The sequence below is a fragment of the Sphingomonas sp. P2_B6 genome, assembly GCF_056404755.1.
On record NZ_JBFUDK010000002.1, the window covers coordinates 98,384 to 123,398 of the forward strand.

The 25,015-nt window shown below is 65.0% G+C and carries 27 protein-coding genes; 13 read left to right on the top strand and 14 right to left on the bottom strand.

Going from position 1 to position 25,015, the window contains the following annotated elements; all coding sequences use genetic code 11:
* The first annotated feature begins 24 nt into the window (after positions 1-24).
* From fabD to mltG, 6 genes are all read left to right on the top strand, one after another.
* Positions 25-960, top strand: coding sequence for an ACP S-malonyltransferase (fabD, locus tag AC1DX5_RS03020; RefSeq protein ID WP_478014113.1), 936 nt, complete (start codon positions 25-27; stop codon positions 958-960).
* Between the two features lie 44 nt (positions 961-1,004).
* Positions 1,005-1,421 carry a GxxExxY protein gene (locus tag AC1DX5_RS03025; protein WP_478014114.1) on the top strand — a complete coding sequence of 139 codons (417 nt, stop codon included), beginning with the start codon at positions 1,005-1,007 and terminating at the stop codon, positions 1,419-1,421.
* A 16-nt stretch (positions 1,422-1,437) separates the two neighbouring features.
* Complete coding sequence (gene fabG / locus AC1DX5_RS03030) at positions 1,438-2,175, top strand: 3-oxoacyl-[acyl-carrier-protein] reductase (protein ID WP_465173219.1); 738 nt, start codon at positions 1,438-1,440, stop codon at positions 2,173-2,175.
* 106 nt (positions 2,176-2,281) lie between these two features.
* Positions 2,282-2,518 carry an acyl carrier protein gene (locus AC1DX5_RS03035; protein ID WP_272627031.1) on the top strand — a complete coding sequence of 79 codons (237 nt, stop codon included), beginning with the start codon at positions 2,282-2,284 and terminating at the stop codon, positions 2,516-2,518.
* Positions 2,519-2,677: 159 nt separating this feature from the next.
* On the top strand, positions 2,678-3,937 hold the full coding sequence (gene fabF, locus AC1DX5_RS03040; protein ID WP_478014115.1) for a beta-ketoacyl-ACP synthase II: 1,260 nt from the start codon (positions 2,678-2,680) through the stop codon (positions 3,935-3,937).
* Between the two features lie 6 nt (positions 3,938-3,943).
* Positions 3,944-4,912 carry an endolytic transglycosylase MltG gene (gene mltG, locus AC1DX5_RS03045; protein ID WP_465173221.1) on the top strand — a complete coding sequence of 323 codons (969 nt, stop codon included), beginning with the start codon at positions 3,944-3,946 and terminating at the stop codon, positions 4,910-4,912.
* Positions 4,913-5,003: 91 nt separating this feature from the next.
* Here the strand turns inward: mltG and eda are convergent, their stop codons facing one another.
* The 8 genes from eda to AC1DX5_RS03085 form a co-directional block, all read right to left on the bottom strand.
* Complete coding sequence (gene eda, locus AC1DX5_RS03050; RefSeq protein ID WP_465173222.1) at positions 5,004-5,609, bottom strand: bifunctional 4-hydroxy-2-oxoglutarate aldolase/2-dehydro-3-deoxy-phosphogluconate aldolase; 606 nt, start codon at positions 5,607-5,609, stop codon at positions 5,004-5,006.
* Positions 5,606-6,574: a glucokinase gene (gene glk / locus AC1DX5_RS03055; protein WP_478014116.1), complete on the bottom strand. Its 969-nt coding sequence runs from the start codon at positions 6,572-6,574 to the stop codon at positions 5,606-5,608. Before glk ends, eda begins: the two co-directional genes overlap by 4 nt.
* Positions 6,575-6,576: 2 nt before the next feature.
* On the bottom strand, positions 6,577-8,394 hold the full coding sequence (edd, locus tag AC1DX5_RS03060; RefSeq protein ID WP_478014117.1) for a phosphogluconate dehydratase: 1,818 nt from the start codon (positions 8,392-8,394) through the stop codon (positions 6,577-6,579).
* A complete protein-coding gene (gene pgl / locus AC1DX5_RS03065) occupies positions 8,391-9,101 on the bottom strand; it encodes a 6-phosphogluconolactonase (protein WP_465173225.1) in 711 nt (236 codons plus the stop codon). The genes edd and pgl overlap by 4 nt, the downstream gene beginning before the upstream one ends.
* 171 nt (positions 9,102-9,272) lie before the next feature.
* Positions 9,273-10,733: a glucose-6-phosphate dehydrogenase gene (gene zwf, locus AC1DX5_RS03070; RefSeq protein WP_465173226.1), complete on the bottom strand. Its 1,461-nt coding sequence runs from the start codon at positions 10,731-10,733 to the stop codon at positions 9,273-9,275.
* 86 nt (positions 10,734-10,819) lie between these two features.
* Positions 10,820-11,749, bottom strand: a complete 930-nt coding sequence (gene argC, locus AC1DX5_RS03075) for an N-acetyl-gamma-glutamyl-phosphate reductase (protein WP_478014118.1) — start codon at positions 11,747-11,749, stop codon at positions 10,820-10,822.
* On the bottom strand, positions 11,746-11,991 hold the full coding sequence (locus AC1DX5_RS03080; protein ID WP_478014119.1) for an SH3 domain-containing protein: 246 nt from the start codon (positions 11,989-11,991) through the stop codon (positions 11,746-11,748). Before AC1DX5_RS03080 ends, argC begins: the two co-directional genes overlap by 4 nt.
* A 64-nt stretch (positions 11,992-12,055) precedes the next feature.
* Positions 12,056-12,376 (bottom strand): MarR family transcriptional regulator, encoded by a 321-nt coding sequence (locus tag AC1DX5_RS03085; RefSeq protein ID WP_465173229.1) that lies wholly within the window; start codon positions 12,374-12,376, stop codon positions 12,056-12,058.
* Positions 12,377-12,593: 217 nt separating this feature from the next.
* On the opposite strand from AC1DX5_RS03085, the gene secG reads away from it, so the two are divergent.
* On the top strand, positions 12,594-12,956 hold the full coding sequence (gene secG, locus AC1DX5_RS03090) for a preprotein translocase subunit SecG (protein WP_465173230.1): 363 nt from the start codon (positions 12,594-12,596) through the stop codon (positions 12,954-12,956).
* An 87-nt stretch (positions 12,957-13,043) separates the two neighbouring features.
* The gene (locus AC1DX5_RS03095; protein ID WP_465173231.1) at positions 13,044-14,678 is read left to right on the top strand and encodes a CTP synthase; all 1,635 of its coding nucleotides are present in this window, start codon (positions 13,044-13,046) and stop codon (positions 14,676-14,678) included.
* 51 nt (positions 14,679-14,729) lie between these two features.
* Here AC1DX5_RS03095 and AC1DX5_RS03100 read toward each other — a convergent pair whose 3' ends face one another.
* Together AC1DX5_RS03100 and AC1DX5_RS03105 are read right to left on the bottom strand one after the other, a co-directional pair.
* Positions 14,730-14,912 carry a hypothetical protein gene (locus tag AC1DX5_RS03100; RefSeq protein ID WP_478014120.1) on the bottom strand — a complete coding sequence of 61 codons (183 nt, stop codon included), beginning with the start codon at positions 14,910-14,912 and terminating at the stop codon, positions 14,730-14,732.
* 187 nt (positions 14,913-15,099) lie between these two features.
* Positions 15,100-15,570, bottom strand: coding sequence for an Hsp20 family protein (locus AC1DX5_RS03105; RefSeq protein WP_465173233.1), 471 nt, complete (start codon positions 15,568-15,570; stop codon positions 15,100-15,102).
* A gap of 256 nt (positions 15,571-15,826) precedes the next feature.
* Between AC1DX5_RS03105 and AC1DX5_RS03110 the strand changes: the two genes are divergently transcribed.
* From AC1DX5_RS03110 to AC1DX5_RS03125, 4 genes are all read left to right on the top strand, one after another.
* On the top strand, positions 15,827-18,340 hold the full coding sequence (locus AC1DX5_RS03110) for a TonB-dependent receptor (protein ID WP_478014122.1): 2,514 nt from the start codon (positions 15,827-15,829) through the stop codon (positions 18,338-18,340).
* Between the two features lie 355 nt (positions 18,341-18,695).
* A complete protein-coding gene (locus AC1DX5_RS03115) occupies positions 18,696-19,946 on the top strand; it encodes a lipoprotein-releasing ABC transporter permease subunit (RefSeq protein WP_478014124.1) in 1,251 nt (416 codons plus the stop codon).
* Positions 19,939-20,613 (top strand): ABC transporter ATP-binding protein, encoded by a 675-nt coding sequence (locus AC1DX5_RS03120; RefSeq protein WP_478014126.1) that lies wholly within the window; start codon positions 19,939-19,941, stop codon positions 20,611-20,613. Before AC1DX5_RS03115 ends, AC1DX5_RS03120 begins: the two co-directional genes overlap by 8 nt.
* A gap of 47 nt (positions 20,614-20,660) precedes the next feature.
* On the top strand, positions 20,661-21,140 hold the full coding sequence (locus AC1DX5_RS03125; RefSeq protein WP_478014128.1) for a glutathione peroxidase: 480 nt from the start codon (positions 20,661-20,663) through the stop codon (positions 21,138-21,140).
* A 41-nt stretch (positions 21,141-21,181) separates the two neighbouring features.
* On the opposite strand, the gene AC1DX5_RS03130 is transcribed toward AC1DX5_RS03125, so the two are convergent.
* The 3 genes from AC1DX5_RS03130 to AC1DX5_RS03140 form a co-directional block, all read right to left on the bottom strand.
* Positions 21,182-21,922 carry an SDR family oxidoreductase gene (locus tag AC1DX5_RS03130; protein WP_478014130.1) on the bottom strand — a complete coding sequence of 247 codons (741 nt, stop codon included), beginning with the start codon at positions 21,920-21,922 and terminating at the stop codon, positions 21,182-21,184.
* A 32-nt stretch (positions 21,923-21,954) separates the two neighbouring features.
* Positions 21,955-22,944 carry an aldo/keto reductase gene (locus AC1DX5_RS03135; protein WP_478014132.1) on the bottom strand — a complete coding sequence of 330 codons (990 nt, stop codon included), beginning with the start codon at positions 22,942-22,944 and terminating at the stop codon, positions 21,955-21,957.
* A 109-nt stretch (positions 22,945-23,053) separates the two neighbouring features.
* Positions 23,054-23,458: a (R)-mandelonitrile lyase gene (locus AC1DX5_RS03140; RefSeq protein WP_478014134.1), complete on the bottom strand. Its 405-nt coding sequence runs from the start codon at positions 23,456-23,458 to the stop codon at positions 23,054-23,056.
* Positions 23,459-23,581: 123 nt separating this feature from the next.
* Between AC1DX5_RS03140 and AC1DX5_RS03145 the strand changes: the two genes are divergently transcribed.
* The gene (locus AC1DX5_RS03145; RefSeq protein ID WP_465176643.1) at positions 23,582-24,475 is read left to right on the top strand and encodes a LysR family transcriptional regulator; all 894 of its coding nucleotides are present in this window, start codon (positions 23,582-23,584) and stop codon (positions 24,473-24,475) included.
* Positions 24,476-24,479: 4 nt separating this feature from the next.
* Here AC1DX5_RS03145 and AC1DX5_RS03150 read toward each other — a convergent pair whose 3' ends face one another.
* The gene (locus AC1DX5_RS03150) at positions 24,480-24,953 is read right to left on the bottom strand and encodes a MarR family winged helix-turn-helix transcriptional regulator (protein WP_478014136.1); all 474 of its coding nucleotides are present in this window, start codon (positions 24,951-24,953) and stop codon (positions 24,480-24,482) included.
* Positions 24,954-25,015: the final 62 nt, after the last annotated feature.

Sequence of the window (25,015 nt, forward strand, 5' to 3'; positions counted from 1 at the left end):
CGCCTGATCTCACAGGAGCCGGCCATGCGTGCATTCATCTTTCCCGGGCAGGGCAGCCAGGCGGTCGGCATGGGCCGCCTCCTTGCCGAAGCCAGCGCCGTCGCCCGCGCGGTGTTCGAGGAAGTCGACGAGGCGCTGGGCCAGCATCTCTTCAAGCTGATGAGCGAAGGTCCCGAGGATGAGCTGCAGCTTACCGAGAATGCCCAGCCGGCGATCATGGCCAATGCCATCGCCACGTTGCGCGTGCTGGAAAAGGAAGGCGGCATCCGCCTGGCCGACAAGGCCGATTATGTCGCGGGCCATTCGCTCGGCGAATATAGCGCTTTGTGCGCGGCAGGGGCGATCGACCTGCCGACAACCGCGCTGCTGCTCAAGCATCGTGGGCTGGCGATGCAGGCGGCGGTGCCGGTCGGTGTGGGTGCGATGGCGGCATTGCTCGGTGCCGATCTCGAAAAGGCGCGGATCATCGCCAATGCCGCGGCCGAGGGCGAGGTGTGCACCGTCGCGAACGACAATGATCCGTCGCAGGTGGTGATTTCGGGCCATCGCGGCGCGATCGAGCGGGCCGTCGCGATCGCGAAGGAATATGGCGCCAAGCGCGCGATAGTGCTGCCGGTGTCGGCGCCGTTCCACTGCCCGCTGATGCAGCCCGCCGCCGATGCGATGGAAAAGGCGTTGGCCGAGGCGCGGATCGATTCGCCGCTGGTGCCGGTCTTCGCCAACGTCACCGCGACGGCGGTGGGCGATGTCGACTCGATCCGCCGGCTGCTGGTCGAGCAGGTCACGGGCATGGTGCGCTGGCGGGAATCGGTGCTGGCGATGTCGGACACGGGCGTGGAGCGTTTCATCGAATTCGGCGGCAAAGTCCTGGCGCCGATGGTCAAGCGCATCGCGGCCGATGTGGATGCCTCGAGCGTGATCTCGATGGACGATATCGAGGCTTTGGCGAAAGCACTGTAGCTTGATTTGTTCGCGCGGAGACGCGGAGGCGCAGAGAGGATTATATGATGGATATCGATCAGATCAGTGGTGATGTGGTCGATATCGCTTTGCGCTTGCACCGCGATCTTGGGCCGGGGCTGCTTGAAAGTGTGTATGAGGCCGTCATGGCCGGTAAGCTTGCCGCCATGGGTTACGCTGTAGCGCGACAGCGTCCCATAGATATCGAATATGAGGGGCTTCGCTTTGATGCGGCTTTTAGGATTGATCTGATTGTCGACGAGCGCTTGCTCATCGAGATCAAATCCGTGGAGAATCTATCGCCCGCCCATGGCAAGCAGCTGCTGACCTATTTGCGTCTGACCAAGCAGCCCGTCGGGCTGCTCATCAACTTCGGGGCCGCGACGCTGAAAGAAGGGCTGCGGCGGATCGTCAACGACTACACCCCCTCTGCGTCTCCGCGTCTCCGCGTGAACCAATAAATTTTAGGAGCATGGAATGTTCGACCTGACAGGCATGACCGCGCTGGTGACTGGCGCTTCCGGAGGGATCGGCTCGGCGATCGCGCAGGCGCTGGCGGGGCAGGGGGCGCGGCTCGCGGTCTCCGGGTCCAATGCGGCGAAGCTCGAATCGTTCAGGGACAGTCTCGGCGGCGATCATGTCGCGCTGCCATGCGACCTTTCCGATGGCGCCGCGGTCGACGCGCTGGTGCCGAGCGCGGTCGAGGCGCTGGGCAAGCTCGATATCGTCGTCAACAATGCCGGCGTCACCCGCGACAATCTCGTCATGCGCATGAAGGACGACGAATGGGATCAGGTGATCCGCGTCAACCTGGAGGCGGCGTTCCGCATCGCGCGCGCCGCCGCGCGGCCGATGATGAAGGCGCGGTTCGGCCGGATCATCTCGGTCACCTCGGTGGTCGGCACGACCGGCAACCCCGGTCAGGCCAATTATGCCGCGTCGAAGGCGGGGCTGGTCGGCATGTCCAAGGCCCTGGCGCAGGAACTCGCCAGCCGCGGCATCACCGTCAATTGCGTGGCGCCGGGTTTTATCCGCACGGCCATGACCGACATCCTCCCGGATGCGCAGAAGGATGCGTTGAACGGCCGAATCCCGGCCGGCCATATGGGCGAAGGCGCGGATATCGGCGCGGCGGTGGTCTATCTCGCCAGCCGCGAGGCCGGCTATGTTACTGGTCAGACACTGCACGTAAATGGCGGCATGGCGATGATCTGATCGCGGTCGGTGCTCTTTCCCGGGGCTGCTCCCCCTTGCAAGGGCACCAAGCGCGTTCTACGTGCGTTCAGGAAATGAAACCCCCAGCGATAGAGGGACGATAACAATGAGCGAGACCGCAGACCGGGTTAAGAAGATCGTCGTCGAGCATCTCGGCGTCGAAGCCGACAAGGTCACCGAAGACGCCAGCTTCATCGACGATCTGGGCGCGGACAGCCTCGATATCGTTGAGCTGGTGATGGCCTTCGAGGAAGAATTCGAAGTCGAAATCCCCGATGACGCCGCGGAGAAGATCACGACCGTCAAGGACGCGATCACCTTCATCGACGAGCACAAAGATTGATCTGATGGGACTGATCTGGCGGAAGGCGCTCCGGCGCCCCGCCTGGCCCTTTTCGGGCAGGAATGCATGAACGGCTCCCCGTCCCAGGGCAACCAACAGGGGCGGGGGGCCGTTCCTATTTGACGAACCCAATTTGACGAATGAAGAACGGAGATGGCCATGCGCCGTGTTGTCGTAACCGGGCTCGGGCTCGTGACACCGCTGGGTGCCGATGTGGAAACCGCATGGGCGAACATCATCGCCTCCAAATCGGGCGCGGGCACGATCACGCGTTTCGACGCGACCGACTATGCCTGTCGCATCGCCTGCGAAGTGAAGCCGCCGGAGCATGAATATGGCTTCGACCCCGGCAAGCGTGTCGATCACAAGGTGCAGCGCCAGGTCGATCCCTTCATCATCTACGGCATCGATGCGGCCGGCCAGGCGCTCGAGGACGCCGGCCTGACCGACATGACCGAGGAAGAGCGCTTCCGCGCGGGCTGCTCGATCGGTGCTGGAATCGGCGGCCTGCCGGGCATCGCCAGCGAATCGATTGTGCTCCATGAAAAGGGCCCGCGCCGCGTGTCACCGCATTTCGTGCACGGCCGCCTGATCAACCTGATCACGGGTCAGGTACAGATCAAATATGGCCTGATGGGCCCCAATCACGCCGTCGTCACCGCCTGCTCGACCGGCGCGCATTCGATCGGCGACGCCGCGCGAATGATCGCGATGGACGATGCGGACGTGATGCTCGCGGGCGGCGCCGAGGGCGCGATCTGCCCGCTCGGCATCGCTGGCTTCGCCCAGGCGCGCGCGCTGTCGACCAACTTCAACGACTCGCCCGAAAAGGGTAGCCGCCCCTATGACGTGGATCGCGACGGGTTCGTGATGGGCGAAGGCGCCGGCGTGGTCGTGCTCGAGGAATATGAGCGGGCCAAGGCGCGCGGCGCGAAAATCTATGCCGAGGTGATCGGCTATGGCCTGTCGGGCGACGCCTATCACGTCACTGCGCCGCATCCCGAAGGATCGGGCGCGTTCCGCTCGATGGAAATGGCGATGCGCAAATCGGGTCTCGCGCTGTCGGACATCGATTACATCAACGCGCATGGCACCTCGACGCCGCTCGGCGACGAGCTTGAGTTGAACGCGGTGCGCCGTTTGTTCGGCAACAATATCGATACCTTGTCGATGAGCTCGACCAAGTCGGCGATCGGGCATCTGCTCGGCGGTGCCGGCGCGGTGGAGAGCATCTTCTGCATCCTCGCGCTGCGCGACCAGATCGCGCCGCCGACGCTCAATCTCGACAATCCCAGCGAGAATTGCGCCGGCGTCGACCTGGTGCCGCATGTCGCCAAGAAGCGGTCGATCAAGGCAGTGCTCAACAACAGCTTCGGCTTTGGCGGCACCAATGCCAGCCTCGTCATGCGGGCCGTCTAGGGAGTCGTGCGCAGGCTCGGCTGTCTCGGCCTGCTGATCGTCCTAGCGGCGGTCATCGCGGGGTTCATCGGGCTGCAGCGATGGGCCGGGCCGGGGCCGCTGGCGCGGACCACCACGGTGCAGATCGCATCCGGCACCAGCCTGGCGACCGCTTCGACTCAGCTGGAAAAGGCGGGGGCGATTCGGTCCGCCCGGCAATTCCGCCTGTTCGCGCGCTTCCTCGGCTCGGACGATCCGATCAAGGCGGGCGAATATCGCCTTCCGCCGCGTCTCAGCCAGTCGGATATCCTGAAGGTGCTCCAGGGCGGGAAGACGCTGCAGCGCTTCGTGACGGTGCCGGAGGGATGGCCGTCAGTGATGGTCAAGGACGCGCTGGACAAGACGTCCGGGCTGCAGGGTGTGGTCGCCGTGCCGGAGGAAGGCAGCGTGCTGCCCGACAGCTACAGCTTCGAGCGCGGCTACACCAAGGCCTTCATGCTCGGGCGCATGCAGACGGCGATGACTCGCTACCTCGCTGGCGCCTGGGAGAAACGCAAGCCGGGTATCGCGGTGAGCACGCCGCGGCAGGCGCTGATCCTCGCCTCGATCGTCGAGAAGGAAACCGGCAAACCCAGCGAGCGGCGCCTGGTCGCCGCGGTCTATTCCAACCGGCTGAAGCGCGGCATGCCGCTCCAGGCGGATCCGACCGTGATCTATCCGGTCACGAAGGGGCGGCCGCTCGGCCGGCGAATCCTCCGCTCGGAACTCCAGGCCAATAACGGCTACAATACCTACGCGATGGCGGGCCTTCCCGCGGGCCCGATCTGCAATCCCGGCCGCGCGTCGATCGACGCGGTGCTCGATCCGGAACAGTCCAACGCGCTCTATTTCGTCGCCGACGGGACGGGCGGCCATGTGTTCGCCGACACGCTCCAGCAGCACAATGCGAACGTCCAGAAATGGTATGCGATCAGGCGCGCGCGCGGCGAGATGTGACGCCGCGCTGTCGTCGATTCAATCATGGAAAAGTCCCGCTCCCGTGCTGAGCGGTCCGGTGCGTGCGCGTACGATTCGGAGATAGGCGCTCCTATCGCGCCAGCGCCGCTGCGGCGCGTGCCTTGGCTTCGACCTCGGCCATGGTGCCGCCGGTCACCCAGCTGCCGCCGACGCACAGCACGGGTCCAAACGCGAGCCAGTCGGGTGCGCTCGCTTCGGTAATGCCGCCGGTGGGGCAGAATGTGCACTGGTAGAAGGGCGCGGCGAGGGCCTTGAGTGCCTTGATCCCGCCCGAGGTTTCGGCCGGGAAGAATTTGAAATGCTCCAGCCCCAGATCCAGCCCGCGCATGATGTCGCCCGCCGTCGCGATGCCCGGCAGATAGGGCACGCCGCTGGCGATGATCGGCTGGGCGAGCCGCTCGGTCAGGCCGGGCGAGACGATGAACTCGGCGCCCGCGTCCATCACCTGCTCGAACTGCTCGGTCGTGACCACCGTGCCGGCGCCGACGATCGCGCCCGGCACCTGCTTCATCTCGCGAATCGCGTCGATCGCGGCGGCGGTGCGCATCGTCACTTCGAGCACCTTGAGGCCGCCGGCGACCAGCGCCTCGGCGAGCGGCCGGGCCGTGGCGGCGTCCTCGATCACGAGCACCGGAATGACGGGGCTCGTCCGCATGATCGTCTCGATACCGCTCATCGGGCATGCTCCTGGGCAAAGGCGGCCGCGGCGCCGAACAGGCCGGGCTGGGGATGGGTGATGAGCTTTACCGGTATCGACTTCATCAGCGACTGGAAACGGCCCTTTGCGGTGAATCGTTGCTCGAAGCCCGATTGAAGCAGCCGATCCTTGAGCCTGAGGCCGAGTCCGCCCGCGATCACCACGCCCTTCGGGCCGTGCGCCAGCGCCAGATCGCCGGCGACCGCGCCCAGGCTGAGGCAGAAGCGATCGAGCGCGGCGAGGGCCAGACTGTCGCCATCGTCGAGCGCGAGGCTCCAGATCTGCTTGTCGTCGAGCCGCTGCAGCGCGCGGCCTTCGATCTCGCCCAGCGTTTCATAGATCGCGACGATGCCGGGGCCGGCCACGATCCGTTCGACCGACACGCGATTATAGGCCTTGCGCAGGCGCTTCAGCAGGGCGTCTTCCAGATTGTCGAGCGGCGCGAAGTCCATATGGCCGCCCTCGGTCTCGATCACATGATAGCCGTGTCGCACGCGCAGGACTTGCGCGACGCCCAGGCCGGTGCCCGGCCCGCAGACGGTGATCGAGCCGTGATCGGGCAGCGCGGTATCGGGCCCGCAGAGATGCTGGAAATAGTCCGGGCCGACCTGCGCCACCGCATGGCCGATCGCGCCGAAATCGTTGATCAGGGAGAAGGTGTCGACCTCGAGCCGCTCCTGCACCAGCGCCGGCCGAATGATCCAGGGATTGTTGGTCAGCTTGATGATCTCGCCGCCGATCGGCGATGCGACCGCGATCGCGGCGGACCGAGGCAGGGGCCGGTCGAGCGAAGCGCCGAACGCCTGCCAGGCGGTCTGCAGGCTGGCATATTCGGCGGTCTTGAGCGTCTCGGGTTCGCCAAGGGTGACGACGCGGCCGTCCGCAACCTCGGCGATGGCGAAGCGCACATGCGTTCCGCCGATATCGACCGCCACAACTTCCATGCTTACCACCCCATTGCGGCCAATATGGCCGATGCGCCCTTTTCGGCTTCGTTCGCCCGGCCGCGGAACAGGCCGAACAATTCGCGGCCCATGCCCTCGGCCGCCGGTGGCGCCTCGACAAAGGACCGTGCGGCCCATTCCGCCGGATCGACCAGCGCGGCGAGTTCGCCGGTATCGGCCGACATGCGGATGACGTCGCCGTCGCGCAGCTTCGCGAGCGGGCCCTGGCCGAGCGCCTCGGGCGAGCAATGGATCGCGCATGGCACCTTGCCGCTCGCCCCGGACATGCGCCCGTCGGTAACGAGCGCGACGCGGAAGCCGCGATTCTGAAGCACGCCGAGCGGCGGGGTAAGCTTGTGCAGCTCGGGCATGCCGTTCGCGCGCGGGCCCTGGAAGCGTACCACCACGACGACATCGCGGTCGAGCTCGCCCGCCTTGAACGCAGTCTGGACCTCGGACTGGTCGGCAAAGACGCGGCACGGCGCCTCTATCGTCCAGCGATCGCGGTCGACGGCGCTCACCTTGATACAGGCCCGGCCGAGATTGCCGGTGAGGATACGAAAGCCGCCCTCGGGCGCGAACGGCGCAGTGACCGGGCGGAGAATCGTTTCGTCACCACTGGCACCGGCGTCCCCCCAAACCAGCGCCTCATCCTCGATGGCCGGGCGTTTGGCGTACGTTGTCATGTCATCCCCGGCGACGGTCATCAAGTCCCGGTGAAGCATTCCCCCGTCAAGCAGCTCGCGGATGACATAGGGCATGCCGCCCGCATCCTCGAAGCCGTTCACATCGGCCGAGCCATTGGGATAGACGCGGGCGATCAGCGGCACCGCGCGGGAGAGGCGGTCGAAATCCTCCCAGTCGATCACGATGCCCGCCGCCGCCGCGATGGCGGGGAGGTGGATCAGGTGATTGGTCGATCCGCCGGTCGCGAGCAGCCCGACGGCTGCATTGACGATGGCCTTTTCATCGACGCATTCGCCGAGCGGGCGATAATCGGCACCGTCCCAGCCGATCCCGGCGAGCCGATGGACGGCGGCGCGGGTCAGTTCCTGGCGCAGCTTGGTGCCCGGGTTGGCGAAGGCGGCGCCGGGCATGTGGAGGCCCATTACCTCCATCATCATCTGGTTCGAATTGGCCGTGCCGTAGAAGGTGCAGGTGCCCTTCGAGTGATAGGCGGAGATCTCCGCCTCGAGCAGATCCTCGCGCGTCGCCTTGCCCTCGGCGAACTGCTCGCGCACCGCGGCCTTCGCCTTGTTGGCGAGGCCGGAGCGCATCGGGCCGCCGGGGATCAGGATCATCGGCAGATGCCCGAAGCGCAGCGCGCCCATCAACAGGCCGGGCACGATCTTGTCGCAGATGCCGAGCAGCGCCGCGCCCTCGAACATGCCGTGGCTGAGCGCCACCGCGGTCGACAATGCGATGGTGTCGCGGCTGAACAGCGACAGCTCCATGCCCGGATAGCCCTGGGTCACGCCGTCGCACATCGCGGGCACGCCGCCTGCGACCTGCGCCGTGGCGCCGGCCTCGCGTGCCCAGACCTTCATCTGCTCCGGATAGCGATAATAGGTCGCGTGCGCCGAGAGCATGTCATTGTAAGCGGTGACGATGCCGATGTTCATGCCGCCGCCGGCCTTCATCGTGTCGCGGTCCTCCTCGGTGCCGGCATAGCCGTGCGCGAGGTTGGCGCAGCCGAGMGCGGGGCGGTGGATATGGTTGTCGCGTTCGCGCCGGATCAGCGCCAGATAGGCGTCGCGGGTCGGCTTCGACCGGGCGATGATCCGGTCGGTAACCGCGCTCACATCGGCATGAAGGGTCATGCAGGGCTCCAATGGATGTCGACCGGCAGCTCGGCGTCAGCGAGCACGCGGCCGATCGGGTAGCTGGACGAAGGGCCCTGCTTGATCGCCTGCTCGATCACCTTGCGCTTCTTGTCGCCGGTGACGGCGATCATCAGCGCCTTGGCCGAGACGATCGCGGCGCGGCTGAGGGTGATACGCGCGACGGGGGCGTCGGCGGGCATCGGATCGGGCATCACGCCGAGCGCGCGGCGCTCGCGCGGGCCGTTGATGGCTTCCTCGAAATCGGGGCCGGGGAAGATCGAAGCGGTATGGCCGTCCTCGCCGACGCCGAGCAGGCAGAGATCGAGCGGCCAGTGATGGTCGGCGAGCCTGGCATCGGCCGCCTTGCCGGCGGCGCGATAATCCTTCGCGGCTTCGCTGACGATCGGGATGACCCGGGCACCCTTGGGCAGGAAGGTCTTGCCGATCGCGGTGATGTTGGACAGCGGATCGCCCAGCGGCACGATACGCTCGTCGGTCGGGATGATCGTCACGCGCTTCCAGTCGAGCTTGGTCGCGGCGAGCTTCTCGTAGATCGGCAGCGGGGTCTTGCCGCCGGCGAGCGCGATGACGCATCCGCCGCGCGCGTCGATCGCGCTTTCGATCACGAAGCCGATATCGCCCGCGACGGCAGCGGCCATTTCGGCCGCGTCGTCATAATCCCACCATTCGATTTCTTCGCTCATGTCTCGTCCTTGATTCGATATGCCGTTCGTCCTGAGTAGCCATTGAGCTTGTCGAAATGGCGTATCGAAGGACAGCGCCCCAAGCGCTTATGCTTCGATACGGGTCTTCGACAAGCTCAGCCCCTACTCAGCACGAACGGACAGGTGTTTATTCGGTCCATATCCGGTCGCTCAATCGTCCTGCCAGGTCACCCCGTCGCGTTCGGTCAGCGCGATTGCGGCCGAAGGGCCCCAGGTGCCGGCGCCATAGCCTTTCGGCTTCACGTCGTTCGCTACCCAGCCGGCGCGGATCGCGTCGATCCACTCCCATTGCGCTTCCACCTCGTCGCGGCGGACGAACAGGGTCGGATCGCCCTCGATCAGGTCGAGCAGCAGCCTTTCATAGGCGATGCGGCGGCGGGTGCCGGCGAATTCGGCGTCGAGGCTGAGGTTCAGCGGCACCTCGCGCAGGCGGATGCCCTCGCGGTCGAGGCCCGGCTCCTTCGCCATCACCAGCAGCTGGACATATTCCTCGGGCTGAAGCCGGATGATCAGCATGTTGGGCTGGAGCAGGCCGCCGCGGCTGGCGAACATCGAATGCGGTACCGCCTTGAACTGGATCGCGATCTCCGAATGGCGGTTCGGCATGCGCTTGCCGGTGCGGAGATAGAAGGGCACGCCCTGCCAACGCCAATTGTCGACATGCGCCTTGATCGCGACGAAGGTCTCGGTGGTCGAGGGCTTGCCCAGTTCCTCGATATAGCCCTTCACGATCTCGCCGTTGACCGCGCCCTTGGTGTACTGGCCGGTGACGGTGACATGGGGCACATCCTCGGGCTTCATCTTGCGGAGCGACCGGAACACCTTCGCCTTCTCGTCGCGGATCGCGGTGCCGTCGAAGCGGGCAGGGGGCTCCATCGCGATCAGCGCGAGCAGCTGAAGCATATGGTTGGCGACCATGTCGCGCAGCGCGCCCGCGGTGTCGTAATAGCCGGCGCGATCTTCCAGCCCGACCGTTTCCGAGATCGTGATCTGGACGTTGTCGATGCCCTGGGCATTCCATACCGGCTCGAAGAAGCTGTTGCCGAAACGCAGCGCCAGGATGTTCTGGACCGTCTCCTTGCCGAGATAATGGTCGATACGGAAGGTGCGGTTCTCCGGAAAGGCGCTCGCGACCGTGTCGTTGATCTCTCGGCTCGACGCCAGATCATACCCCAGCGGCTTTTCCAGGCCGATGCGGACGGTGTCGCCGGCGAGTCCGGCCGCTTCGAGCCCGCGGATCACCGGTTCGAACAGCGAAGGCGCCGTCGACAGGAAGATGGCGAGGCCGCCCGCGACATCGCCGACCTTCTTCGCCAGCAGATTATAATGCGCGAGGTCGGTCGCATCGAGTGCCTGATAGCCGAGGCGTTCGAGGAAGGTCTTGATGGCCTTCTCGTCCTTGCGGTCCTCGGGCAGGAATTCGTCGAGCGCGTGCTTGGCGAATTTGCGATAGCTCGCATCGTCATGCTCCGACCGGGCCGTGCCGGTGATCGTCAGGCCTTCGGGCAGCAGCCCGTCGGCATGCAGCCCGTACAGCGACGGCAGCAACATGCGTTGCGCGAGGTCTCCCGTCGCGCCGAACAGCAGCAGCTTGCCTACCGGATCGCGCATAATGTCTCCTGGATGGCGATGTCGCCCGTGCGACTAACAGACGTGGGTGCGCCGGGCCAAGGCCAATACGCAGTCGCCCTTGACGATTAAAGCGTCAATCCGGCCACGGGATCGAATCCCGCCATGATATTGAGGTTCTGGACCGCCGCGCCGGCGGCGCCCTTGCCGAGATTGTCGAGTGTCGCGATCAGGCGGGTCTGACCGGTCTCGGCATTGCCGCAGACGCGCAGGGTCAGCCGGTCGGTACCGGCATCGTCCTCGATCGCGACGGTATCCACGTCAGCATCGACGACCCGCACGATCGGCGAATCCTTATAGGCCTCGCGCAAGGTCGTCTCGAGGGCGACGAGCGTGGGGCGCCTTACGAACATGTGGAGGGGCAGGGGCACCTCGACGATCATGCCACGATAGGTGTTGGCCACTGAGGGCATGAAGATCGGCGGGTGCTCCATGCGCGCATGCTTCTGCATCTCCGGCACATGCTTGTGGGCGAGGCCGAGCGCATAGGGCCGCGCGGCGGGTGGCGGATTGGAGCCCTCGAACTCCGCAATCATCGACTTGCCACCGCCCGAATAGCCGGAAACGGCATTGACGGTGATCGGCCAGTCGACCGGAATCAGCCCCGCGCGCACCAGCGGGCGGACGAGCGCGAGAAAACCGGTGGGGTAGCAGCCCGGGTTGGAGACACGCTTCGCCTCCGCGATCGCGGCCATCTGACCTGGTTCCAGCTCCGGAAAACCATAGATCCAGCCGTCACCGGTGCGGTGGGCGGTCGAGGCGTCGATGACGCGCGTATGGTCATTCTCGATCAGCGCGACCGCTTCGCGCGCCGCGTCGTCGGGCAGGCACAGAATCACGAAATCCGCGTCGTTGAGCAATTTGGCCCGCGCCTTCGCGTCCTTGCGGCGCGACTCGCTCAGGCTCAGCAGCTCGATATCGTCACGACCGGTCAGCCGCTCCCGAATCTCGAGGCCGGTGGTGCCAGCAGCACCATCGATAAAGACCTTTGCCGTCATTTGATCGGCTCTAGCGCCGCTGCGTCGATATAACCAACCAGATTGTGACCGACCGCGATCCCCCAGGCCTTGCCGCCGGCGAGATCCAGGACCTCGAAAACCTCGCCTGAGCGAAGTTCGGCAAGGATCGGCGCATCGTCCGCATCGGTGGCGAGCAGCAACGCCTGGCTCGCGATTCGGCGCGGCATGGGCGCAGCATAATGAGGCGCGAAAACGCGGTCGGCGAGGCGGATGTCCGCCACGTCGCGCCTTACGGCGTCATGCCGCGGATCCAGGACGGCGGACGGGCCGAGAAGCGCGAAGCTCCTACGCGGAGGCCCGCCTGGCGACTGGCTGCTCGGCGTCGCCGATAAACTGGCCAAACTCTTCAAGAAATTCTGCCCCTTCAGACGTGCGCGCGACGAATATGTTGCGCTTGTCGGTTTCGTCGCGCTGTCGGCGCAGATAGCCGAGCGAACCGAGCCTGTTCAAGGCGCGCGTCACAACCGGCTTGGAAACGTTCAGCACACGAGCGAGCCCGCGCACCGTATGCGGCCCCGGATTGAGATATACCACCAGCAACAGCGCCATCTGCCGATTGGTCAGATCGGGCTCGCCCGATCGCACATAATCCACCAGCGTCCGCATCCAGCCGCCCAGCGATCGATCAGGTAGTGTGGCCACGAAAAATTCCACGATTTGCCCAGGCCCCGCACGTTGGGGCACCTGGACACATAACGTTCATAATCGCGGCTGGTTTCAGTGCGGAAGCGAAATGTCCGGCACGGCGTTCCCTCTGGCGGTTGATCGGAAGCGCCGGCTCGCCTATGTGCCCGCCTTCCCAAGCCACAGGTTGCGCCTTTTCATGTTCAAGTTCCTCCTCGTCGTCCACGCGATCATCGCCGCCAGCCTGGTGACCGTGATCCTGATGCAGCGCTCGGAAGGCGGCGGGCTTGGCATGGGCGGCAGCCCCTCCGGACTGATGTCGGCACGGGGCGCGGCGGATTTCCTGACGCGCGCCACCTCGGTCCTCGCGACCTTGTTCGTCGGCCTGGCGATCCTGCTCGCGGTGATTGCCTCGATGGGCCACAGCACGGCCAAGATCGATCCCAGCCTGGCCCGGACGCCCCCGGCAGCCGGTCAGCTCGCCCCGCCGGCGCCCCAGCCGACGACGGCACCCGCACCCGGCGCACCGGCCGGGAACAGCGCGGTCCCGCTCGCGCAGTAAGCGCGGGCCCCTTCGCCACTTTTTTGTAACGATATTGGAGTCGCGCGCTTGTCGCGCGACCCATGATGACGCTAGGCCTTTTCTCCCATGGCGCGGTTTATCTTTATCACCGGCGGCGTGGTCTCCTCGCTCGGCAAGGGTTTGATGGCGGCGAGCCTCGCGGCTCTCCTTCAAGCGCGCGGCTATCGCGTGCGCATCCGCAAGTTCGATCCCTATCTCAACGTCGATCCCGGCACGATGTCGCCGTACCAGCATGGCGAAGTCTATGTGACCGACGACGGGGCGGAGACCGATCTCGATCTCGGCCATTATGAGCGCTTCACCGGCGTGGCGTCGCGCCAGTCGGACAATGTCACCTCCGGCCGCATCTATCAGCAGATCATCACGCGCGAGCGTCGCGGCGACTATCTGGGCGCGACCGTCCAGGTGATTCCGCACGTCACCGACGCGATCAAGGAATTCGCGCAGGCCGAGACCGAGGATCTCGATTTCGTGCTGTGCGAGATCGGTGGCACGGTCGGCGATATCGAATCGCTGCCCTTCATCGAAGCGATCCGCCAGCTGCGGAACGATCTGGGCCGGGGCCAGTCGGTCAGCATCCATGTGACGCTGGTGCCGTACATCGCGGCCGCGGGCGAGCTGAAGACCAAGCCGACCCAGCATTCGGTGCGCGAGCTCGCCGCGCTCGGGGTCCAGCCCGATGTGCTGGTCTGCCGCTGCGAACAGCCGCTGCCGGCAAGCGACCGCGCCAAGATCGCGCTGTTCTGCAACGTGCCCAAGGAAGCGGTCATACCGGCGCTGGACGCCAAGAGCATCTACGCCGTGCCGATGCAGTATCATGCTGAAGGCCTGGACGCCGAAGTGTTGCGTGCTTTCGGCATCGAGCCCGGCGAAGCGCCCGACCTGTCGCGCTGGTCCGACATCGTCGATCGGCTGACCAACCCGGAAGGCGAGGTCACCGTCGGCGTGGTCGGCAAATATGTCGGCCTGCAGGATGCCTACAAATCACTCAACGAAGCGCTGGTGCATGGCGGCATCGCCAATCGCGTGAAGGTCAATATCGAGTGGATCGATGCCGAGTTGTTCGAGGCCAAGGACAGCGATGTCGCGGCGAAGCTCGAGCCGCTGCACGCGATCCTGGTGCCCGGCGCGTTCGGCGAGCGCGGTGCCGAGGGCAAGATCGCCAGCGTGCGCTTCGCGCGCGAACGGGAAATCCCCTATTTCGGCATCTGTTTCGGCATGCAGATGGCATGCATCGAGGGCGCCCGGGACCTCGCGGGCATCACGAATGCCAGCTCGACCGAATTCGGCCCTACCGACGAGCCGGTGGTCGGCATGATCACTGAGTGGATGACCGAAGCCGGCATCGAGAAGCGCGAAGAGGGCGGCGACCTGGGCGGCACGATGCGGCTCGGCGCCTATGACGCGAAGCTCGACGGCAACAGCGTGGTCGCCTCCATCTATGGCGGCACCGACATCTCGGAGCGGCATCGGCATCGCTACGAGGTGAATACGGGCTATCGCGACGCGCTCGAAAAGGGCGGCCTGGTCTTTTCGGGCATGTCGCCGGACGGCATGTTGCCGGAGATCGTGGAGCGGCCGGACCATCCCTGGTTCGTGGGCGTGCAGTTTCACCCGGAGCTGAAGTCCAAACCGTTCGATCCCCACCCGCTGTTCGCGAGCTTCATCGAAGCGGCGGTGCGGCAGTCGCGGCTCGTCTGAGGCAATCGTCGCGAACGGTCGTGCGCGGCGCTACCTACGCGCGGCATGCTTTCAGTGGGCGGTCTGGGCCACCTGATCGGCCTGGGCCTCATATTCCCGCGCCATGGCGATGAGCGTCTCGACGGTATGCCGGTCGCCAACCGTCAGGGCGAGCCGGCGACACCGGTCGGCCTTTCGGTGCAGCGTCTCGATTTCGGGATTTTCGGCAAGCATCGTGTCGGGTCCAGTGGCCACCAGCAGAGCCGGATCGGCCGGCGAAGTTACGGAGTCGGTACGCGCTCTCATCGGATTCCCCCGGATCGAACAGACCTTCTATCCGGCAAGAACGTCGTTCTGAATCAACGGTTCCGATTCGGATGAAAAAAGAGGCGCCCGAGGCACTTGGCCCGGGCGCCTCTTCCGCGCGAGCGGCGTTGGGGGATTACGCCGCCTCGCTATCCTTGCCGCCATCGATCGCTGCGAGCGGCGCGCCCGTCTTGATCGCGATCGTCTTCGGCTTCATCGCCTCGGGTACTTCGCGGACGAGGTCGATCGTCAGCAGGCCGTCATTGAGCCGCGCGTCGTCCACGCGAACGAAATCGGCCAGCTCGAAGCGGCGCTCGAAGCTGCGGTTGGCGATACCGAGATGCAGGAAAGAGCCGCTGGCACCTTCCTTTTCGGCCTTGTTGCCCTTCACCTGGAGCAGATTCTGCTGCGCGACGATCTCGATCTCGTCACGCCCGAAGCCGGCGATGGCGAGCGTGATACGGTAGCGGTCGTCGGAGACCTTTTCGAGGTTGAAGGGCGGATAATTGTCCGCCGCCGACTGACGCGCGCTGGTTTCGAGCATGTCGAACAGGCGGTCGAAGCCGATCGTCGAACGGCGATAGGGGGTCAAATCGAACTGACGCATGTTGGTCTCCTCATTCAAAGCGAGTTGGACGTCATGGGTGCCCGCAACGGCGCGACACCCGCTTTTCGCGCGGCCCAATCGGCACCGCACACCGCAGATCTGGGGCGTCCTGGCGCCGGTTCAAGAGCTGAAATGGCCGATTTGCGTGGGTGAAAGCTCAGCTTTGCGTTCGGCAAGTTCTTACGATGGTGAAACCATAGCGATTAGATGGGAATTATAGTCGCGACTCGAACTACGAGCTCTAAAGGGGACACCAATGCTCGCTACCTTGCCTATGCTGCTGCTTGCCCAAACAGCGCTCGCCTCCCAGACGGTGGCGATTACGGAAGCAGGCGCGGTGTCAACGGCCGCCGCGCCTGCCGCTGCCGCGCCAGTGGCCGATGACCCGGCGCAGGACCAGGCTGGCGAGACGCCGGCCGCGTCAGGCGATGTCGTCGTCACCGCGCGCCGGCGCGAGGAGCGCGCACAGGAAGTGCCGATCGCCATGTCGGTGATCGGCGGTTCCGAGCTCGAAAAGACCGGGGCGTTCAACGTCAACCGGCTCCAGCAGCAACAGCCTTCGCTGCAATTCTATTCGAGCAACCCGCGCAACTCCGCGATCAACATCCGCGGTCTTGGCGCGCCGTTCGGCCTGACCAACGACGGCATCGAGCAGGGCGTCGGCTTCTATGTCGACGGCGTCTATATCGGCCGGATCGGCGCCTCGACCTTCGATTTCGTCGATGTCGCGCAGGTCGAGGTTCTGCGCGGCCCGCAGGGGACGCTCTACGGCAAGAACACCACCTCGGGTGCGCTGAACATCACCACACGCGCGCCGAGTTTCTCGCCCGAGGCGAAAGTCGAGATCAGCGGCGGCAATTACGAGTTCGTTCAGGCCAAGGTCTCGGCATCGGGTCCGCTGTCCGACAATCTCGCGGTGCGACTCTCGGCCTCGGGGACGACGCGCAAGGGCACGATCTACAATGTGAAGTCGGACGAATATCTGCACCGTCAGCGCAACCTGGGCCTGCGCGGCGCGCTGCTGTGGAAGCCGACCGACACCATCGACCTGACCCTTTCGGGCGATTTCAACGTGCAGAGCCCCGATTGCTGCGTACAATATTATGCGCGGGTAGGTGCCACCCAGCGGCCGACCGCCCGCCAATATGACGCACTCGCCGCTGCTTTGGGTTACACGCCACCGAGCAAGAACCCGTTCGATCGGGTGACCGATCTCGATGCCAGCATCAATTCACGGCAGGAAATCGGCGGTGTCTCCCTGGTGGCCAATTGGGATGTCGGTTTCGCCACCCTGACCTCAGTCAGCGCATGGCGCTATTGGGATTGGCAACCGCAGAACGACCGCGACTTTATCGGTTTGCCCATCACGACCGTGTCACAGAACCCGTCACAGCAAAAGCAGGTTTCGCAGGAACTCCGCCTCGCCTCGAACGGTTCGAACAAGCTGGACTACACGCTCGGCGCTTTCTTCTTCCATCAGACGATCAACACCCAGGGCTCCCAGGTTCAAGGGGCAGCCGCGAGCCGATGGCTGTTGTCGGGCGCTGACGCGTCGAACCCCAATGTGCTCAACGGCCTGACGTCGACCAACACGATCAATTTCGACAACACCAGCTTCGCCGTGTTCGGCAAGCTCAACTGGGAGGCGTTTGACGGCCTCCACCTTCAGCCCGGCTTGCGCGTCAATTATGACAAGAAGTCCGGCTTCTACGAAGCGATCGTCAGCATCCACAACAACCAGTATGATTTTGTCGCCACGGCGGACAACGTCGCGGCGCTGCTGGCTGCAAAACCCAATCCGAGCGCTGCCCGCACGACATTCCAGAATCAGATCAATACGCTTGCCCCACAGCGGTACAGTCCGGAATTCAGTGCCTGGAACGTTTCGGGCGACATCACCGCATCCTATGACTTCGCGCGCGACGTCCACGGCTATGCGACCTACTCACGCTCGTTCAAGTCCGGGGGCATCAACCTTTCAGGTCTGCCGCTCAACTCGACCAGCACCGGCGTTGACCTCACCACGCAGACGGTAAAGCCGGAAAAGGTCAATGCGTTCGAGTTGGGCTTGAAAACTCAGTTCCTCGACCGCCGCCTGACATTGAACCTGGCCGGGTTCTGGACTGACATCACCGATTACCAGGCGACGGTGAACAACAACGCGATCAACGTGATCCGCGGTTACCTCGCCAATGCGGGCAAGGTGCGCTCGCGCGGGTTCGAATTCGACTCGAGCTTCCGGCCAAGCCAGCGGGTCAACCTGTACTTCAACGGGGCGTTCACGGACGCCAAATATGTCAAGTTCACCAACGCGCCATGCCCGCCCGAACTGTCCGGCGGCACGGCGACCGCGCCAGGCGGCGTAACCGACCCTGCGGGAACGGCGGGTGGCCGCAGCCCGGCTTATTGCGACATCTCCGGCCAGCGCTTGCCGGGCATCTCCAAATGGTCCCTGTCCTTCGGCGGTGAATATAATGTGCCGGTGGGCGGATCGGGCGGTGAGGTCTATGTCGGTTACGACGGCAGCTATCGCTCGCGTTTCTCGTCCAACCCGTCGCCATCCGCCTATACCTGGATCGAAGGCGGGTCGTTGTCGAACTTCCGTGCCGGTTACCGCAAGGACGGCTTCAATGTCTTTGCCTGGGTCCGCAACGCGTTCGACCGCGACTATTTCGAGCTGCTCTCGACTCAGTCCGGCAGCACCGGCCTGATCGTCGGTCAGCCGGGCGATCCGCGGACCTTTGGCGGCACCATCAGCAAGTCGTTCTGATCGACTTCCCTCGCCCGTCGGATGACGGGCGAGGGGACCCGGAACGCGAAACGCCCGGGCTGTTTCCAGCCCGGGCGCCTGCGTGACGACTGCTCGTCAGCCCCCTTGTCCCGCTTCCGCAACCCGGCCCCTGAAGGCGGCGCTGAAAGCATTCCCCGAACCACGGCCGTTGCCTGTGTCTCAGTGAGGTGAGTGCTAGGAGCGGACCCGGCGATTGTCACCGGGAATGTGGCGGCGCCGAACGGATTGCGGCGACCCTGTGGCGATTGCGCAACACGCGCGTTCAGTTGCCAGCAATGCACACCGGCCTTAGAGCGGTCGGACCATCACCATCGGGCGGGTTGTTCCCAACATCATGATCCTGTCGCGCTACGAACGCATGATTGCCCGCCGCTATCTGCTGCCGGGCAAGGGCGAGGCGTTCATCCTGCTTGTCGCCGGCTTCAGCCTCGGCGCCGTGATGCTCGGCGTTGCCGCGCTCGTCATCGTGATGAGCGTGATGAACGGCTTTCGCGCCGAGCTGTTCGACAAGATCGTCGGGCTGAACGGCCATGCGGTGGTACAGGGCATTGGCGGACAGATGCCCGACTGGCGCAACATCGTTCAGCTCGCAAAGGCCACGCCGGGCGTGACCAGCGCGACGCCGCTGATCGAGCAGCCGCTGATGACCAGCTATAATGGCCGGGTCGAGGCCGTGCTGGTCCGCGGCATGCGAGTGGAGGATATCCGGCGCAACCCGATCATCAGCTCCAAGGTCGTGGTCGGCTCGCTCGCGAGCCTGACCGACGGCAGCAACAGGATCGCGATCGGATCGCGGCTGGCGGAGGTGCTTGGCGCGCAGGTCGGCAGCGAGATCTCGCTGATCAGCCCACAGGGGCAAACCACCCCATTCGGCACAGTGCCGCGCATCGTTTCCTACACGGTCGGCGTGATCTTCGAGATCGGCGTCTATGATTACGACAAGGCCTATGTCGTCATGCCGATGCAGGATGCCCAGACCTTGCTGATGATGGGCGATTCGGTCGGCATGATCGAATTGCAGACGGTCAATGCCGACCAGGTCGGCACGATCCTGGCGCCGCTGGCGGACAAGGTCGCGGGCAGGGGAGTGATCGCGGACTGGCGGCAGATGAACGCRCAATTGTTCGAGGCGCTGGCGATCGAGCGGGTCGTGATGTTCTGCGTGCTGTGCATCATCATCCTCGTCGCTGCCTTCAACATCGCCTCGTCGCTGATCATGCTGGTGCGCGCCAAGACCCGCGACATCGCGATCCTGCGCACCATGGGCGCGACCCGGAAGGGCATGATCAAGATCTTCATGACGGTGGGCACCACGATCGGGACGCTCGGCATCATCGCGGGGCTGGTGCTCGGCTTCACCTTCCTGATCTTCCGGCAGGACGTGGTCGATTTCGTCCAGTGGATCAGTGGGCAGAATCTGTGGGATCCGACGATCCGATACCTCACGATCCTGCCGTCCAAGACCGACCCGTTCGAGATGATCGCGATCGTGCTGATCGCGTTCCTGCTGACGTTCCTCGCCACGCTCTACCCCGCCTTCAAGGCGGCGAGCACCGACCCAGTGCAGGTGTTGCGTTATGAGTAATCCCGTGCTGGCCGTCACCGGCCTGACCCGCAGCTTCACCCAGGGCGACGCCACGATCGAGGTGCTCCGCGGCGTCGATCTGACGGTGGGAGAGGGCGAGATCGTCGCGCTGCTCGGCCCGTCGGGTTCGGGCAAGTCTACCCTGCTCCAGGCAGTTGGGCTGCTCGAAGGCGGGTTCAGCGGATCGATCCGCATCGCCGGGGAGGAAGCGGCAAAGCTGGACGCGCATGGCCGCACCATGGTGCGCCGCGACTATCTGGGCTTCGTCTACCAGTTCCATCACCTGTTGCCGGATTTCAACGCGACCGAGAATGTCGTGCTGCCCCAGTTGATCCGCGACCGGACTCGCGCCGAGGCGGACGAGCGGGCCATATCGCTGCTGACCTCGCTCGGCCTCGGCCACCGGCTCACGCACCGGCCAAGCCAGCTTTCCGGCGGCGAGCAGCAGCGCGTGGCAGTTGCCCGGGCGCTCGCCAACAAGCCGGCTCTGGTGCTGGCGGACGAGCCGACCGGCAACCTCGACGAAGCGACCGCCGACATCGTGCTGGCTGAGTTCCTGCGCCTCGTGCGCGGCGAAGGCTCGGCGGCGCTGGTCGCCACCCATAACGAACGCATGGCGCTGAAGATGGACCGGGTGGTGAGGCTGCACGAGGGCAGGCTCGCATAGGGCGCCAACCCGCCCTATCTGATGGCGCGTCACAAGGAGAGGCAGCGATGAGCGCGATTACCGAGATGAGCGTGACGGCAGCCGACGGCACACCCGCCGATCTGTCGGCCTATGCGGGGCAGGTGCTGCTGATCGTCAACACCGCATCGAAATGCGGCTTCACCCCGCAATATGAGGGGCTGGAGGCGCTGCACCGCAAATACAGGGATCGCGGGTTCGAGGTGCTGGGGTTCCCGTGCAACCAGTTCGGCGCGCAGGAGCCCGGCGATGCGGCCGAGATCGCCAATTTCTGCACGCTGACCTATGATGTGACCTTCCCCGTCTTCGCCAAGATCGACGTCAATGGGTCCAACGCCGATCCGCTGTTCGAGAAGCTGCGCAAGGAAGCGCCGGGCCTGATGGGCTCGACCTCGATCAAGTGGAACTTCACCAAGTTCCTGGTCGACCGCACCGGCAAGACGGTCGCGCGCTACGCCCCGACAACCAAGCCCGAAGATATCGAGAGCGATATCGAGAAGCTGCTATAGGGACGAGGTTCGACGCACCCAACCGGTAGCGGCACCCAAGCTCAAAGATCCTGCGCGGTCGGGCGGAACAGGATCTCGTTGATGTCGACATCGTCCGGCTGGCTGATCGCGAAGGCGACCATGCGCGCGAAGCTGTCGGCCGGGATGGCATAGGCTTCGTAGAAGTCGTTGATGCGCTGGGCGACGTCGGGATCAGTGATGGTGTTCGGCAGCTCGGACTGGACCGCGCCGGGCGAGATGACCGTGGTACGGATATTATAGGGCTTCACTTCCTGCCGCAGGCCTTCCGACAGCATGAGCACCGCGGCCTTGGTCGCGGCATAGACCGAACTGCCCGGACGGACCTTGTGGCCGGCGACCGACGACACATTGATGATGTGTCCGCTCTTCTGCGCGGTCATATGGGGCAGGGCGGCGGCGATCCCGTAGAGCACGCCCTTGATGTTGACGTCGATCATCCGGTCCCATTCGTCGATCTTGCCGCGTTCGATAGGGGATTGCGGCATCAGGCCGGCATTGTTCAGGAGGACGTCGATGCGGCCATGCGCGGCGACGGCTGAATCAACCAGACGCTTGACCTGGGCCGCGTCGCTGACGTCGGTTTCGATCACCGCTTCGGGCGGCAGGCCGATATCGGCGGCGATCGCGCGAAGCCGGTCGAGCCGGCGCGCGCCAAGTATGAGCCTGGCGCCCTTGGCCGCAAGGTGCCGGGCGGTCGCTTCGCCGAGACCGCTGCTTGCGCCGGTGATGACGACGACCTTGTTGGTGATGTTCTGAGTCATGTCTCGCTCCATTGAAAAGGTCTGGCGGTGCGTCAGCGGCCCACGGTCGCCATCAGATGGGCGGGGTAGCGTTCGCCTTCAACGTCAATCTGCGCCGCGGAGCGTTCGATCTCGGCAAGGTCTTCCGCTGTGAGCACCACATCCGCTGCGCCCAGATTCTCCTCGAGCCGGTGCAGCTTGGTGGTGCCGGGGATCGGTACGATCCAGGGCTTCTGCGCGAGCAGCCAGGCGATGGCGATCTGTGCGGGGGTCGCGTCCTTTTCTTCCGCGATCCGCTTGAGCAAGCCGACAAGCGCCTGTTTCGCCGCCATCGCTTCGGGCGTGAAGCGCGGCAGGATCGCGCGGAAATCCTTTTCGCCCAGTTTCGTATCCTTGCTCATCGCGCCGGTGAGGAACCCCTTGCCGAGCGGGCTGTAGGGCACGAAGCCGATGCCGAGTTCCTCGCAGGCAGCGAGCGTCCCATTGGTCTCCGGCCCGCGCGTCCAGAGCGAATATTCATTCTGCAGCGCGGCGACCGGCTGGACGGCATGGGCCCGGCGCAAGGTCTCGGCGCTCGGTTCGGACATGCCGAAATGCCTGACCTTGCCTTCCGCGATCAGCTCCTTGACCGCGCCGGCGACATCCTCGATCGGCACGGCGGGGTCGACGCGGTGCTGGTAGAACAGGTCGAGCGAGTCGACGCCGAGGCGCTTCAGCGACGCGTCGGCGACCTTGCGGATATTCTCGGGCCGGCTATCGAGCCCGGCCTGCTTGCCGTCCTCGAATTTGAAGCCGAACTTGCTCGCGATCACCACCTGGTCGCGCACCGGCGCGAGCGCCGCGCCGACCATTTCCTCGTTGGTGAAGGGGCCATAGACCTCGGCGGTGTCGAAGAAGGTGACGCCGCGCTCGACCGCGGCGCGGATCAGGCTGATGCCTTCCTCCTTGCTCACCGAGGTGCCGTAACCGAAGTTCAGCCCCATGCAGCCGAAGCCGATGGCGGAGACCTCGAGACCGTTCCTGCCGAGAATTCGCTTTTCCATGTCATTCTTCCTTCCGCCCGCAGGCGTTCGACGATTGGTGCGCCGGAAAATAGGCGGCCGTCACTGCGACGATTAGATCATCAGATCGGCATGCTATTATGCGCAGTAATCATGAATGGGGTTCGGCGACCCCATAATCGGCGTCACTGACCTTCTCGAGCCAGTCGACCGCCTTGCCGTCCTTCATCTCGGCGATCGCGATATGAGTCATTGCGCAGTCCGGCGCGGCACCGTGCCAGTGCTTCTCTTCGGGTTCGAACCAGACGATGTCGCCTGGGCGGATTTCCTCGACCGGGCCGCCATCGCGCTGCACCCGCCCCAGCCCGGCGGTGACCAGCAGGGTCTGGCCCAGCGGGTGGGTATGCCAGGCGGTACGCGCGCCGGGCTCGAAGGTGACGGTGGCGCCGCTCAGCGAGCCGCTGCCCTTGAAGGGCGCATCGATGCGCACCGTCCCGGTGAAATAATCGGCAGATCCCTTTGCCGAGGGTTGGGCGCCGCTGCGTTTGATATCCATTGCCTTGCTCCCTGTGGTTGCCGACCGGAAACGCGCGGGCGCCCGGTGTCTGGTAAAATAAGGACGACAGGGCCGGGCGATTAGGCGCTACAAAGCGCATATAGTCATATCCGGAGTTCATGAATGCGCCGCGAGGAGCTGGTCGATCTCAATGCCTTCATGACCGTGGCCGAGGAGCACAGCTTCACGCGTGCCGCGGCCCGGCTGGGCACGTCGCAATCGGCGCTGAGTCATACCATCCGGCGGCTCGAGACGCGGCTGGGGGTGCGCCTGTTGACCCGGACGACCCGTAGCGTCGCGCCGACCGAGGCAGGCGAGCGCCTGCTCGCCACGCTCAGGCCTGCGCTGGACAATATCGGTGCCGAACTCGCCTCGCTGGGCGACCTGCGCGACAAGCCGGCGGGAACGATCCGCATCACCGCCGCGCAGCATGCGGTGGACACGGTGCTCTGGCCCCGGCTGGAGGCGTTGCTGCGGCGCTATCCGGACGTGCATGTCGAGATCGATGTCGACTCCGGCTTCACCGACATCGTCGCGGGGCGGTTCGATGCCGGCGTGCGGCTGGGCGAGGCGCTGGCCAAGGACATGATCGCCGTGAAGATCGGGCCCGATCTCCGCATGGCGGTGGTCGGGGCACCGGCCTATTTCGCTGACCGTGCCGTGCCGCGCACGCCACAGGATCTGGCCGATCACATGTGCATCAACCTGCGCATGATGAGCTCGGGCGGCCTTTATGCCTGGGAGCTGGAGAAGGACGGCCGGGAAGTGCGGGTCCGGGTCGAGGGGCAGCTCGCCTTCAACAGCACGACGATGATCGTCCGGGCCGCCGAGGCGGGCTTCGGCCTCGGCTTCGTCATGGAGAATCACGTCGCCGCGCACCTGGCCGACGGGCGTCTGGTCCGCGTACTGGAGGATTGGTGCCCGGCTTTTGCGGGCTATCATCTCTATTATCCGAGCCGGCGGCAGCCTTCGGCCGCGTTCAGCCTGCTGGTCGAGGCGCTGCGCTATCGGGACTGACGCTTCAGTATAGCGCGCGCCGGAGCCAGACCTCATCCGGGCCGTCATCAGCATGCTTGAGCAGCTTGGCGAGAACGAGCTTGTACTGGCGCAGCTCGGCAAAGCTGAGCGATCCGAACCAGGCGCGTTCGTGCGCGGTCGCCTCGGCATCGAGTTTGGGCACTAGATCCACGCCCGTCTCGGTAAGCGACAGCCGCACGGAGCGGCCATCGGTAAGATCGGGCTGCCGCGCCACCAGACCCTTGGCCTCGAGCCGGTCGGCCAGGCGGGTGACCGCCGCGCCGTCGAGCAGCAGCGCCGCGGCGATGCCGCGAACCGTGTCGACATCGCGCCGTGCCAGTACCGCGAGCAGGCGGAATTGCGCTGGAGTCACGCCGAAAGCCGCGAAGCGGCGTTCGAGGTCGCCCTGCACGACCTGCGATACCCGATCGTGCCAATGGAGCACCCGATCCGTATGTTTGTGGATAGTTAATGTCATGACAACCATTTACGTTGTCACGACATCGAATGCAATCCACAGCTATTTCACCTGTGACACTT